This is a genomic window from Sharpea porci (genome assembly GCF_009695655.1).
GTDB lineage: Bacteria > Bacillota_I > Bacilli_A > Erysipelotrichales > Coprobacillaceae > Sharpea > Sharpea porci.
Window position 1 is genome coordinate 44,107 of sequence record NZ_VUNM01000001.1, and the last position, 13,954, is coordinate 58,060.

At 39.8% G+C, this 13,954-nt stretch carries 14 protein-coding genes; 2 read left to right on the forward strand and 12 right to left on the reverse strand.

Translation table 11 applies throughout. The features are described 5' to 3' along the window. Positions 1-52 precede the first annotated feature (52 nt). The 6 genes from asnS to FYJ79_RS00265 are packed head-to-tail and all read right to left on the reverse strand — an operon-like array spanning position 53 to position 5,092. The gene (asnS, locus tag FYJ79_RS00240) at positions 53-1,444 is read right to left on the reverse strand and encodes an asparagine--tRNA ligase (RefSeq protein WP_154513989.1); all 1,392 of its coding nucleotides are present in this window, start codon (positions 1,442-1,444) and stop codon (positions 53-55) included. Positions 1,445-1,448: 4 nt separating this feature from the next. Beyond that, positions 1,449-2,087, reverse strand: coding sequence for a redox-sensing transcriptional repressor Rex (locus tag FYJ79_RS00245; RefSeq protein ID WP_154513990.1), 639 nt, complete (start codon positions 2,085-2,087; stop codon positions 1,449-1,451). A gap of 1 nt (position 2,088) precedes the next feature. Next, on the reverse strand, positions 2,089-3,093 hold the full coding sequence (gene tsaD, locus FYJ79_RS00250; protein WP_277637380.1) for a tRNA (adenosine(37)-N6)-threonylcarbamoyltransferase complex transferase subunit TsaD: 1,005 nt from the start codon (positions 3,091-3,093) through the stop codon (positions 2,089-2,091). Beyond that, on the reverse strand, positions 3,094-3,528 hold the full coding sequence (gene rimI / locus FYJ79_RS00255; RefSeq protein WP_154513991.1) for a ribosomal protein S18-alanine N-acetyltransferase: 435 nt from the start codon (positions 3,526-3,528) through the stop codon (positions 3,094-3,096). Further along, on the reverse strand, positions 3,519-4,559 hold the full coding sequence (tsaE, locus tag FYJ79_RS12860) for a tRNA (adenosine(37)-N6)-threonylcarbamoyltransferase complex ATPase subunit type 1 TsaE (protein WP_154513992.1): 1,041 nt from the start codon (positions 4,557-4,559) through the stop codon (positions 3,519-3,521). The genes rimI and tsaE overlap by 10 nt, the downstream gene beginning before the upstream one ends. Continuing rightward, positions 4,556-5,092 (reverse strand): DUF402 domain-containing protein, encoded by a 537-nt coding sequence (locus tag FYJ79_RS00265; RefSeq protein WP_154513993.1) that lies wholly within the window; start codon positions 5,090-5,092, stop codon positions 4,556-4,558. The genes tsaE and FYJ79_RS00265 overlap by 4 nt, the downstream gene beginning before the upstream one ends. 141 nt (positions 5,093-5,233) lie before the next feature. Between FYJ79_RS00265 and FYJ79_RS00270 the strand changes: the two genes are divergently transcribed. Both FYJ79_RS00270 and FYJ79_RS00275 read left to right on the forward strand, forming a co-directional pair. Continuing rightward, positions 5,234-5,884: an HAD family hydrolase gene (locus FYJ79_RS00270; protein WP_154513994.1), complete on the forward strand. Its 651-nt coding sequence runs from the start codon at positions 5,234-5,236 to the stop codon at positions 5,882-5,884. 81 nt (positions 5,885-5,965) lie between these two features. After that, positions 5,966-7,156 (forward strand): acetate/propionate family kinase, encoded by a 1,191-nt coding sequence (locus FYJ79_RS00275; RefSeq protein WP_154513995.1) that lies wholly within the window; start codon positions 5,966-5,968, stop codon positions 7,154-7,156. Positions 7,157-7,186: 30 nt separating this feature from the next. Here FYJ79_RS00275 and FYJ79_RS00280 read toward each other — a convergent pair whose 3' ends face one another. From FYJ79_RS00280 to FYJ79_RS00305, 6 genes are all read right to left on the reverse strand, one after another. Beyond that, on the reverse strand, positions 7,187-7,567 hold the full coding sequence (locus tag FYJ79_RS00280) for a hypothetical protein (protein ID WP_154513996.1): 381 nt from the start codon (positions 7,565-7,567) through the stop codon (positions 7,187-7,189). A gap of 24 nt (positions 7,568-7,591) precedes the next feature. Then, positions 7,592-7,999, reverse strand: coding sequence for a hypothetical protein (locus tag FYJ79_RS00285; protein ID WP_154513997.1), 408 nt, complete (start codon positions 7,997-7,999; stop codon positions 7,592-7,594). Further along, a complete protein-coding gene (gene iscB, locus FYJ79_RS00290) occupies positions 7,996-9,279 on the reverse strand; it encodes an RNA-guided endonuclease IscB (protein WP_154513998.1) in 1,284 nt (427 codons plus the stop codon). Before iscB ends, FYJ79_RS00285 begins: the two co-directional genes overlap by 4 nt. A gap of 454 nt (positions 9,280-9,733) precedes the next feature. Further along, positions 9,734-12,877, reverse strand: a complete 3,144-nt coding sequence (locus FYJ79_RS00295) for a SpaA isopeptide-forming pilin-related protein (protein ID WP_154513999.1) — start codon at positions 12,875-12,877, stop codon at positions 9,734-9,736. A 34-nt stretch (positions 12,878-12,911) separates the two neighbouring features. After that, positions 12,912-13,229, reverse strand: coding sequence for an AzlD domain-containing protein (locus FYJ79_RS00300; RefSeq protein ID WP_229771269.1), 318 nt, complete (start codon positions 13,227-13,229; stop codon positions 12,912-12,914). Next, positions 13,219-13,914, reverse strand: a complete 696-nt coding sequence (locus FYJ79_RS00305; protein ID WP_154514000.1) for an AzlC family ABC transporter permease — start codon at positions 13,912-13,914, stop codon at positions 13,219-13,221. The genes FYJ79_RS00300 and FYJ79_RS00305 overlap by 11 nt, the downstream gene beginning before the upstream one ends. Between the last annotated feature and the right edge of the window lie 40 nt (positions 13,915-13,954).

Sequence of the window (13,954 nt, forward strand, 5' to 3'; positions counted from 1 at the left end):
CTAGTATTCTACAATTTTTCATGTATGAAAAAAAGGAGCAGTGCTCCTTTTTCTAGAATTTTAGATTTCTTGGTGTTCTTGGGAATGGTTCTACATCTCTGATATTTTCCATACCTGTGAGATACATTAAGAAACGATCGAAGCCTAAGCCAAAGCCCGCATGCTTACAGCCACCAAATCTTCTTAAATCCATATACCACTGTAAAGTATCCTTAGTCATGCCTTTTTCATCCATGATTTTCTCTAAGACATCATAACGCTCTTCACGCTGTGAACCACCGCATAATTCCCCAACACCAGGAACTAATAAGTCAGCAGCGGCGACAGTCTTACCATCATCATTTAAGCGCATATAGAAAGCTTTAATATCCTTTGGATAGTCTGTTAAGAAGACAGGGCCTTTGACAATTTCTTCACAGATATAACGTTCATGTTCACTATTGAGATCAACACCCCAGTAAACCTTATTTTCAAATTTATGCCCCTTCTTGATAGCTTCTTCAAGAAGGTTAATTGCTTCCGTATAAGTCATACGGGCAAAATGTGAATCTCTCACTTTAGTGATACGGTTAATGCATTCTTTATCGATAAACTGGTTGAAGAATTTCATTTCTTCAGGCGCATTATCTAAGACATACTGGATGCAGTATTTAATCATATCTTCCATTAAATCCATATCATCCGCTAAATCCGCAAAGGCAATTTCTGGTTCAACCATCCAGAATTCTGAAGCATGTCTTGTGGTATTGGAGTTTTCTGCTCTAAAGGCTGGTCCAAATGTGTAAACATCTCTAAATGCCATTGCGAATGCTTCTACATGTAACTGACCTGTTACTGTCAAGAAAGCTTCTTTGCCGAAGAAATCTTTTTCGAAATCTGTATCATCAATAGTTGTAGCTCTAAACATTTCCCCAGCACCTTCACCATCATTTCCAGTAATGATTGGTGTATGCACATAGACAAAGCCCTGTGACTGGAAGAATTCATGAATAGCCATGGAAAGAACTGATCTTAATCTAAAGATGGCATAGAATGTATTCCCTCTTACTCTTAAATGAGGAATTTCACGTAAATATTCGAATGAATGTCTCTTTTTCTGTAAAGGATAATCTTCATCACAAGCACCTTCAACTTCAATCTCAGTAGCTTCGATTTCAAAAGGCTGTTTAGCCTCAGGTGTATATTTCAGCTTACCAAGGACATGAATGGCACTACCTGTCGAAATATGTTTAGCTTCATCAAAATTCTTGAGATTATCAGAATAAACAACCTGAGCATTTCTAAAATATGTTCCGTCATTTAAAGCAATAAAGCCAATCTTGCCGCTAGGACGATTAGTTCTGACCCAGCCCTCAAGTTCAACATATTCTAAGCTATCTTGTTCAACCTGATCGCCACTCAGGCATAATTCATATAATTCTCTAATAGTCATGAATTCAAACATATTATTACTCCTCTTCATTTGCTTTCATTTTCAATTCTAGTTCCTGAATCGCGACAACAACATCAACAGACTGTACTTCAACACCCTTAGGAACAACAAAGTGGTTATGTGTAAAGTCCACAATTCCCTTAACCCCTAATTTCACTAAACGATTCACAGTCTCCTGGACGTTATCAGAAATACATAATATCGCAATCTTACATTTATCTGGGAATGATGTCTCTAAGTCATCAATATTATAAATGTCAATGCCATAAACACTACCAACCTTATCTGGATTGGCATCATAAGCACAGACAATCTTACCCACTGTATACTTCCAGCGATTATATTTTAAGATGGCACTGCCAAGATTACCAACCCCAATAAGAATGATGGATTCATCAAGACCAAGTCCAAGCATTTCACTTAACGCTTCAATCATATGATTCGTATCATATCCATAGCCTCTTTTACCCAGTGTTTCTTTCTGAGGTAAAAAGCCAAAATCTCGACGGATGGTCGTATCCTGAATATGTGTGACTTCTGCAAGCTCACTGCTTAAGAAATTATCCTTACCAATATGTCCCATTGCTCGCAAGGCTTTTAAATAAATAGGAAAACGCGCCATTGTCGCTCTAGAAATCTTTTTCTTTTCTGCCATATTATTTACCTGCACTTTCATTTTCCAAATCAAAATCTGGTTTCACAGAAATATCAAGTGAACTGAACATGTTATGACGATACATCACACTGCCGGCAGCAGCAATCATTGCCGCATTATCCGTACAGTATTTCATAGGTGGAAAGATAGCTGGAATTGGACTATTAGCCATCTTTTCTCTTAAGCCCTTATTAGCTGAAACACCACCTGCAACAATAATTTCTTTGACCCCTAGGTCTCTTGCTGCAGTGATGGCCTTATGACTGATGGTATCCATAGCAACTTCCTGGAAGCTTGCTGCTAGGTCATTTCCACGAATATCTTCATGTCGCTGATCAGCATTATGCTTTAAATTAATCACTGCGCTCTTTAAGCCTGAGAAAGAGAAATTATAGCTGCCATCATCTAAAGGACGAGGTAAATCATAAGTAGCTTCTCCCTCATGCGCCATCCGATCAAGTACTGGTCCACCTGGATAAGGTAAATGGAGAACACGCCCAACCTTATCATAAGCTTCCCCTATCGCATCATCAAATGTCGTTCCAATGACTTCAAACTGGAATTCCTCACGCATATAAACAAGTTCTGTATGACCACCTGAGACAACTAAAGCCAAGGCGGGATAGTGGATTGTATTTTCAATATTATTGGCATAAATATGCCCAGCAATATGATGAACACCAATAAGAGGGATGTTTAAAGCTAGGGCTAATGTTTTCGCTTCTTGCATGCCTACATGCAAAGAACCGACAAGTCCTGGACCTTTAGTCACCGCTATGGCATCAAGTTCTTGTGGGGTAATGTTCGCAATGCGCAATGCTTCACGCAAAACAGCTGACACACATTCAACATGTTTACGTGATGCAATTTCAGGAACAACACCACCATATTGTTTATGAATATCAATTTGTGATGCAACAACGTTGGCCAATAGCTCCTTTTCATTACGCAAGATGGCAACACTCATTTCATCACAGCTTGATTCAATCGCTAAGATTGTACTCACTTAAATCTTCCTTTCTTTCATCATCAGATAAGCATCTTCATGATTATCAAGATAATAGTCTTTTCGAATAGCTTCTTTACGAAACCCATAGGATTCATAGAGTCGGATGGCTCTAGTATTAGAAACACGCACTTCCAGGGTGATGGCTTCACAATCCCTTGTTTCACCATCAACCTTATTCATCAATAACTTACTTAATCCTTGACCCTGTCGCTCTTTGGCAATGCCAATAGTGGTGATCTGGGCTGTTTCATATGTAATCCACATGCCTACATAGCCAATAATCTTGTCATCTTCTAAAACATAATACTTGGCATAAGGATTAGAGGAGAGTTCATAGAGATAATCTTCCTTACTCCAGGGCGAGGAAAAAAGCTGATGCTCTAAAACTATGATCTGATCAAGATCATTTACAGCCATCGCTCTTAATAACATGTTTTCTTTGCCTCAACCTCTTTAATATACTGAGGAACAAGTAAATCCGGCTGATCAATCGTTTCAAGATCCTTTGACAAAGCAAAAATATGATCAACTAATTGACTGTTATCACTTTCTTCACCCACAAGATCACCATCACCAACGACCTTATAATCAGGATATTGCTTTCTAAACACTTCAAAATCATCCCTGCTCATCAACTGATCTGGTACAATATTCTGACCCTGATCATACACTCCAACAAATAATTTATGACTTCTTGCATCAATAACACTAATAGCTTTTTGATAACCTGCATAAGCAGCCAAAGAGCTCACAACCTTAATTTTTACTGGGGCAATGACCGCCAGTGTTTTCGCAATTGTCATTGCCACACGCACACCTGTATAACTACCAGGTCCTTGAGTAATGACCATTTCATCAATATCCATTAGGCTAACATGTTGATGTTCTAATATTTCCTGAAGTTTAGGAATTGCATATTCTGATTGACGCTTAGATTCATTGACAAGAAGGGTTTCAAGTTTTTCATCACCGCGATATAACCCAATACCTAAATATTGATTGGATGTATCCATTACTAATGTCATCTTCATAGCCTTTATTAAATCCTCATACTTCTTACCCACTGCTTTAAGTTCTAGCGAACGGGTATTATCTTCATTCTTATAAATAGTAATGTCGAGATGTTCTTTAGGAATAATATCACTGATGAATTCAGGCCATTCAATAACACAAACACCCCCATCATCAAATATTTCTTCAAATCCTAGATCATCATCCTGCCCTTCAAGTCGATAAGCATCAAAATGATTAAGTGTTAAACGTCCCTGATAGGACTTAAGGATGGTAAAGGTTGGTGAATTAATGACGCGCTTAACGCCAAGACCTGCACCAATTCCCTTTGTCAAGGTTGTTTTCCCTGCTCCTAGTTCACCATTAAGGGTAATCATCATATTAGGTTGTAACACTTGCCCAAGCTTCTTACCAAAGGCAATCATTGCCATTTCATTTTCAAATTTTATCATTTTTTATGTACTCCATTTCTGTATGCCTCATACCATTTCAAAGCGAAATCCGGTCTGAAGGCTCCAGTCATATTACGAGCTTCTTCAATCAATATATCAAGCTGTTGGTGGAAAATGCGATCTAAGTCATCACTATAGCCATAAAGCTTACGATGAGCTGCATATTCGCCCTCATCGAGAACTTTATAACGATAATCAGGAAAAACTTTTAAATCCAAATCATAATCTATATATTTCAATGCTTCACCATCATAAAGTGTTGGTGATGCAATATTGACATAATAATATACTCCCGTTTTTCTGATCATACAGATGACATTATACCAACGATCCTTTGGAAAATAACAAATTGCTGGTTCACGTGTCATCCATTTACGACCATTACTTTCAGTAACTAAAGTATGATCATTAATGACAATAAAATGACGTTTTGTTTCTTCTAAAACAACACATTTATCCCAAGTACGATGGGGATTCCCATCATGCTTATAACAGTGAATGAGAAGCTCTTTACCTACTAAAGAATCACTCATTGTACACCTCACCGTGGTCATTATACACGTTTTCACAAGCCTTGAAAACTGCTAACATCCAAAAATGACGTATTCAAGCACGAAAAGGCAAATCCCTAGACTTCCTATCCGATTAAGCTATAATATCAGCGAGGTGATCAAATGAAAGGTGCAATATTTGATGTAGATGGTACTTTACTTGATTCCATGTCAATTTGGACAAAGGCTGATGCTATTTATTTAGCCCGCCACAACATAACCGCGACAGAAGAGCTCTCCCGGCTTTTCTTCAATATGACGCTTGAAAAAAGCATTGCCTATATGCATGATGAGCTTCATATTCCTGACTCTCCTGCTACCATCAAACATGATATCTTGAAGATTGTCGAAGACTTTTATGAACATGAAGTAGAACTTAAGGAGTATATGTATGATATCATTCAAGCATTAAAAGCGAAGCATATCCCTTTGGTGATAGCCACAAGCAATACGAAAAGTATTATCGAAAAAGCCTTAAGTCGCTTAAATGTCTTAGATGACTTTGTTTATATTCTTACTTGTGATGAAGCAGGTGTTGATAAAACAACGCCAGCCATTTATCTCAAAGCTGCCCAATATACCAACTCTTCTCCTGATCAGACTTTCGTCTTTGAAGACGCACTGCATGGTGCTTCTTCTGCTAAAGAAGGTGGTTTCAAGGTTGTTGGCATCTTTGATGAATATAGTAAAGATTATAAGCATGAGCTCAAGGCAATTGCTGATTATTACTTAGAAAGTGAAGAGGATTATCAACATTTTTTACAACATATCTAAGCGTGTTTATGATAATTTTCTCGTTTTTTCTTTTTTTTAGGTCTATAATGACAACGTAAAATAAGTAGAAGGAGATTTGATATGGCGAAAATTATGGTTGTCAATTGTGGAAGTTCATCTTTGAAATTCCAGTTATTTGAAATGGATACTGAAGACGTCATTACTTCAGGTATTGTTGAAAGAATTGGTTATGAAGATGCCATCTTCACAATTAAATACAATGGTCAAAAAGAAACAAAAACATTAAGCGTTCCTACACACAACGAAGCAGTTAAACTGCTTTTAGATAACTTGCTTGAAAAGCATATTGTTGCCTCACTTGATGAAATCAAGGGTATTGGTCATCGTGTTGTCCAAGGCGGCAGCTACTTCGATTCAAGCGTACGTATCGATGATGATGTCAAGGCAAAAATTGAAGAACTCATTCCTTTAGCTCCTCTTCATAACCAGGCCCATCTCATTGGTATTAATGCTTGCATGAAGGCAATGCCTAATGCTGGTGAAACAGCAACTTTCGATACAGCATTCCACCAGACAATGCCTGCTAAAAATTACATCTATCCTATTCCATATGAATATTATACAGATCACAAGATTAGAAAATACGGTGCCCACGGTACATCACATTACTATGTCAGCCAGCGTACACTGGATTATTTAGGTCGTCCTGAACATTCCAATATCATTGTTTGTCACTTAGGTGCTGGAGCATCGCTTTGTGCTGTCAAAGACGGTCAGTCTTATAATACATCAATGGGTCTAACACCTTTAGCTGGTGTCATGATGAGTACACGTTGTGGTGATATTGATGCATCTGTCATTGACTATCTTGATGAAAACTTACATATGTCTATTAAAGACATCACAAATATGTTGAATAAGAAATCTGGTTTACTTGGTGTATCAGGTGTATCCGGTGATATGCGTGATGTCAAGGCAGCTGCTGATGAAGGTAATGAACGTGCAAAACTTGCTATCGATATCTTTATTCGCAGAGTGGCTGATTATCTTGGTAAATACTATGTTCAATTAGGCAAGGTTGATGCTATTAGCTTTACTGCTGGTATTGGTGAAAATGCCCCTTGGGTAAGAAAGCTCATTCTTGAAGCAGTTGGTGAAGCTCTTGGTATTGTCATTGATGATGATGCGAATGAAAATGGTGAAGGCGAACGCTTGATTTCTGCTCCTGAAAGCAAAGTCAAAGTCTATGTCATTCCTACAAATGAAGAACTTGTCATTGCCAGAGATGCAAAGAAAATCTTGAATTTATAGAAAGAGTGTTGGCTTAGCCAACACCCTTTTTTAGTCTATTTTTGTCACTTCACTGGCATAATAAGATTCTAAGTGGGGCAGAGCTTCTTTAATATTTGTTTCCTGAGTGACATCATGTCCTTCATACTCCAATTCATCCACACTTACGCTAAACTCGCCATGATCAATGACATCTTTATTGAAAGTAGAATTAATGCCTACTACCTGATAATAATAGTACTTAGAAGAATACTCAATTCCATCATCCTCTTTCTCTTTATGATCACCCTTATAAATTAAAACAAGTGAATCAAAATCCTTATGCTTCAAGAAATATGTTCCATTATATGTAAAGTTATAAGTATCTTCCTGATTATTAGGATATGCATTCGTAAGCTTAACAAGAGCTTTTGACTTTAGTTCAGGAATCAAAGACTTGTCAATTTCTGTTCCCTTTTAAAAACGATATGGCAATCCACTCACAGTAAAGGTTCTTGACGTATTGACAATACGTAAATTCAATTGCTTTGCTATCTCATGATCATAATCTGATGTTATCGTTATTTGATCACCATTAGCGAGATGGGAGGACTTGCTGGCATGATAGCGAACTGTCTTCAAGAATTTTTGATACTGATTTGTTTCATCTTCGCTAAAATGATAATCCACATATTTAACTGAAGCTAAGCCTGATATACCAATATAATGCACTGTCATATTCTTTGAAAGATCAATTTTTGTCTTATTTACATAAGCATACCCATAATAGATACCACATATCAGTGCTATGACAAGCAGTACAATAAGAAAAATAAGCCCTTTTCGTTTTTGAGAATGCCCTTGTCGATCTTGTGTCGTTGTCATAAATGTCTAGCGGGGAAACCCACAGGCTTGCCTGTGGGAGGAACCGCCTTCCTCCTTTCCTCAACGAGCATGTTCTTGCGCATTTCCAGCAGATGCAAATTCTTGTATCCAACAGATGCGTTCACCTTGGCGCCGTCCAGAAGCCTCAGGTCCATCCTGCCTGTGGAACGCCTGCCGAAGATGAAGCATTCACGGCCTTTCCACTTCACCTTGTCAAAAAGCCTGAAGCCCATGACCTCATAGGGCGCCTGGTTACGCTTCCTGATGCCCCCCTTCAGGATGCCGTTCTTATGTATCATGCGGTTGTGGCATCTTGCCTTTTTCTGGTAGTACACAGTGCCATAAGAGACAGCATCTGGATGACCACTGATGCATCTAGCATCTATGCAGTGATCCTTGGGCAGGCCATGCCTGATGCGCGTGTTCTTCGTGATATAGCCATAGGTCAGATGCACGTCTGGATAGATTTCCTTCAGCCTGCCGTAGAATGCCCATCGCATGATGCCCATGAATACGGCATCCCTGAACCGCATGCCTCTGTGGATGGACTTCGGAAGCTTGACCGTGCCTCTGTGATAGCCTGTATGACAGGTCTCGCATAGCGTGATCAGATTGTTAGGCGCATCACCGCCGGTCTTTCTGCTTTCAATGTGGTGAACGTTCAGGATCCTATCCTTTGACTTCCCATGACAGCACTGGCATTCATGGCCGTCACGGAAGAGAACATACTCACGCACATTCCAGAACCCCATCTGCTCGCCCTGCTGGTATTCCGTACCGCTTATGTCAGAATTCTTGATCTTCTGAATGTCAAAGGACGCCACTTCCACGATGATTCTGCTGACTGGCAGAATTTCGTGCACCCTGCGGATTGCTGTCAGGTGGGTATCCACCTTGTTCTGGACGGAAGGCGCCAGCCATCCGTCCTTGCGCCTGCGATTATCGAAGCGAGGTTCGCGGTATCTGGTCTTGCGGCTTCTCCTGGCCCTGCGATTCTGCCTGCGGGCAGAGAGCAGACCCACTATGCCGTTTCGCAGCTCTACATCGGACTCGAACAGCACCTTGTCCTTTGTGGTTGCGGAGAGACCGACATGCCTGCTGCCTGCGTCTACACCCAGGCTGATGTTCTGTGTATATTCTGTACTTTTGTACAGAAGCTGTATGGTGAACGGGCACCTTTTAACTACCCTCGCTTTTTTCGACTTCAGCAGAATACGCACCTTAGCGTGGTTTTCTGTGGGCATCAAAGGCTGTCCGTGCTGATTTAAAACGTAAACCATATGTGTTCACTCCTTTCAAAATCCAATAGGATTTAATGACTCGCCCCGAAGGGCGGTAAGTGTACCATCGCCAATGTTAATGAGAGGTTTTCACATGCAGCACTGCCCCTATACCTCAGAGCTGTTTAACCACATGCCTTAGAGCTGCAGACTTGGTACTACATCCGCAGGTAACTATATATTCTCTCCTAACGTAGCCCCTGTTTCAGGGCTCAGGCTACTCACTCAGGGCTGCTATGCAACCCCACAGGCTTGCCTGTGGGTATTAGTGAGTTCGTGTTCCATAATCGTTCCTTTCTTTATGACATATAAAAACAAAAATACCAACAGCCCTTTTCTTAATTTTAGTATACTAAAACGTTTTTATAGACAAAATAGAAATCGTATTTCATGATATAAAAATTCTTAAAAAAGAACTCCAGTCTTCACTGAAGTTCTTTACATACTATATGCCTTATTCACGTCCCTTGACTTTCTTGCTTATAAAGATAAGAAGAATTCCGAAAAGACCAATTCCTAAAAGTAAAGCATAGACACTTATTTGCGTAGCATCCGATGTTGGTACGACAGGCTCTTTCTCATTCACAATGGTCAAATGGTCCCCATCGACCATTGTAAAAGGAAGATCCTGGCTGATTTTATATCCGTCGGGAGCTTGGACTTCCCGAAGAATATATTTCTTATTCAAGATTAAACCTTTGACAATATGCACTTCGCCATTACTCATCCATTCTTCAACAACATGACCATCTTCATCTACGATTTGTAGCTTAGCGCCCTTTAGATCCTTCATTGAAGCATCTGTCTTAGAGACTTTCAGCTCTGTTAAACGGTCATACATCGTTAGATATTGATTCTCCCATTTATCGCTCACCGTGAATGGGATATCTTTAGCGATGGCATAGTGATCAGGAGAAAGAAGCTCACGCAAAATATAGCATTGATTCATTTTGAGATTTCTGATGGCATGAGGCTGATCAGTGCTTAGCCACTCATCAACGACTTCATCCTTCTCATTTACTACAACAAGCTTAGCTCCAGGTAGTTCTTTTTCATGAACGATATCCTTCTTACTGATAAAGAATTGCTTATTCTTCATGACAACCTGTTGTAATGTCTTTGTCTCTTCAACCTGAAAACTAATTGGATCACCTAAGACATAGCCTGCCGGTGCTTCAAGTTCTTTTAGTATATATCTTTTGCCTTCAGTTAAATGATTGACATAATGAGGTTCTTGTGTTGATATCCAAACGTCAATCTCATTTCCTTCTTCATCATAGACACCTAACTTCGCCCCAGGAAGTTCCTTCTCGCCGGTAATCGCCTGCTTGCTTACAACAACCTGTTTGTCCTTCATGACAACTTTCTGCATGGTCTTATCTTGGCTGACAGTGAAGTTGACATCCCCACTGATGACATAACCTTTTGGGGCTTCAAGCTCACGAAGAATGTAAGTCTTGCCTTCAATCAGCCCGCTGACATAATGGGGTGTATTTGTGGATGTCCATTGGTCAACAACTTTCCCTTTGTCATCAAGCACGGCAAGCTTTGCCCCAGGAAGTTCCTTCTCGCCGCTAATTGCCTGCTTGCTTACAACAATCTGTTTGTCCTTCATGACAACTTTCTGCATGGTCTTATCTTGGCTGACAGTGAAGTGGATATCCCCACTGATGACATAACCTTTTGGGGCTTCCAGCTCACGAAGAATGTAAGTCTTGCCTTCAATCAGCCCGCTGACATAATGGGGTGTATTTGTTGATGTCCATTGGTCAACAACTTTCCCTTTGTCATCAAGCACGGCAAGCTTTGCCCCAGGAAGCTCCTTCTCGCCAGTAATTGCCTGCTTGCTTACAACAACCTGTTTGTCCTTCATGACAATCTTCTGTCTTTGGGCATGATCTTGAATTGTGAATGTGATTGGAGATGAGATGACATAGCCCTTTGGTGCACTCACTTCAACAAGCTTATAGGCAGTATTGCGATGAAGTCCTTCAATGACATGAGGTTGCGATGTGCTTATCCATTGATCAACTAAATTATTGTGTTGATCATAAAGGGCTAGCTTTACGCCAGGTAGTTCATCTTCGCCAGTGAGAACTTTTTTAGAGATTTCTACTATTGTAGGCTGGTTATTAACAGTTGCTTTCTTGACAACTGTCGCTATTTCACTTTGGGCTTTTAAGTCAAAGATATATTCTTGGTTGTTTGTAATGAGTTGTGATGGCGATTTGACTTCTTGAAGAACATACTTCCCTAAATAGAGCTGATCGATATCAAGTTTACCCTCTTTAGAAAGATGATATGTTCCTATTTCTGTCCCTTTCTTGTAAATCACTTTGGCATGATCTGGGGCGAGAATGTCTTCTTGCGCCCGAAGTGTAAAAGCGATTTTCGAAAAGTCATGATCAACAAGTGATAAATCAGCATCTTTATGTAAGAGTATGTTCTTATCAATATGAATAGCTCCCTTAATGGCATCATTGTAAACATTCACACTTTGAGTGGCCTTTTGGCTAAAGTTTGCTTGAATTTGAATTTTGTCTCTCTTGACATAGCCATTAGGTGCCTGGGTTTCTTCTAAAGTATATGTTCCTTCTGGTAGAAGTGGTGATAATGCTTTGCCATCTTTTGTCGTGAGCGTGGCTACAAGCTGTCCATATTCATCAAAGAGCTTGAATGTAGCTGGATGGATAATTGGTTCGTTTGTGACAGCATCCTTCTTGATTACTTCAATCTGGCCTTGTCGCATTTCGACATCCAAGGTAAAGCTATTATTGTACATAAAACCGAGACGTACGACATCTTGATAATCCTTAGCCATATAGAGAATGGGCTGGCTATTATTGAGTGCGCCATTATTACGATTATGGAAACTGAATCGCAAAGTTTTCTTGCCAGTAAAAGCCTGGGATGCCTTTATGGCCAATGTATTGCCGTTTTTTGACACTTGAAGTCCAGCATCATCAGTCAAATCATAGTCTTCTAAAGTGCCTAATGGATCATGAAGTGTTAAAACATGATGATCCCCTATTCCTGACAGCCTATTTGATGATGGAAGCTGTGGTATCTGGCCAAAGTTAGTCCATTTCGCAGCCACTATAGTACGTAATCTTGCAAGCTTTTCACTTGCTTGTTGGGCATTTATATCAACATTCTTATTCTTAAATTTACCATTCCCTTTATATAATGAAAGGACTACCTCACCTCCATGAATGACTTCCCAGATAGCAGCCTGAGTCGCCATATACATTTCATAAGACTGATCACCATTATAGCCATAGCCATAATAAGCCAGTGTGCGAAGTTTCTTGAGCGTGGCGTCATCATACCGTAAATGGCCATTTTCCACAGAATAATATGTTTTTTTAAAGCCCACCTTCTTATAGTAATCAGCACAGAAGGCAACTTGTCCACCTAGGGTAATAAAGCCTTCATGATCAGAATGATTACCATGAAAATCAAATTCAATCTTCATTGTCGTTGTATCAAGAAAGAGTGATTCTGCCCCATGAATAGGTGAATGCAATGCAAATGCTGATACAGTTATGAAGAAAGAGCACATAACACAAAGCAATAGGCGTAAATACCTTTTGATCATAATTCCTCCCCTTCTGAGTAGGGTGGAGTACAAGCTAAATTATTGTTAAGACAAGGTATGTTATGTAGCTAACAACAATACCCATGATAGCGACAAAGACAAGTCCTTTTTCACGATAAGCACAGAAAAGACAAGCCAGTCCGCCAAAAAGTGATTCCCACATATGTGGTGTCGCATTGAGGATACCTGGAAATGTCAACGCACCAAGTACTGCATAGGGCAAATAATAGAGAACGGATAAAAGATAGGGTGATGTAATTTTCTTACGATAGAATGTTAATGGAATAAAGCGCGGTAAATACGTAAAGATGGCCATAATGGCAACAACGGTTAACTGATATCTACTCATCATCACTGACCTCCCTTGGAAAGATTTTCGCCCCCACAAGAGAAGCAATAAGTGTCGCAAAGATCAGTTTGAAACCGGCTGACATAAAATGAAAAAGTGGAATGTAAGTTAAGAAAATATGCGATAGAGAAGCCATCAATACAACGAATGCAACTGGTAAAGCATGCTTGCTTGCGGGAATAATAATAGCGATAAACATGCCATATAACGCAATCCCCATAGCCCCTTGTATTGCTGCAGGCAACAGTCCAACCACAAGTTCACCAGCTAAAGCCCCCAAGCTCCAGCCAAGAAAAGGGCCAAGCAAGAAGCCGCTCATCCATCGAAAAGTGACGGGTTGTACTTCAAGTGATGCTAAAGCAAAAGTTTCATCACTGATACAGAAACTGACAATCATTCTTTCTAAAGTATTCATATGTTCATCAATCTTCTGTGAAAGCGATAAAGACATCAAAAAATAACGCGCATTAATCATCAATAATGTCAGGGCTACTTCAAAATAACTTGCTTGAGCAATCATTAGATTTAATCCAGCAAACTGCCCACTTGATGTGAAATTTGTCACACTGATCAGTGTAGCCATCCCCAAAGGCATATGACTATTGACGCAAAGAACACCAAAACTAAAAGCAACTGGAAAATACCCTAAAGCAATGGGCATACCCCTTCTTAGTCCATTTGTAAACATAGAATCTTTCCCCCTATGGAAAGCATTCTAATCCACTATC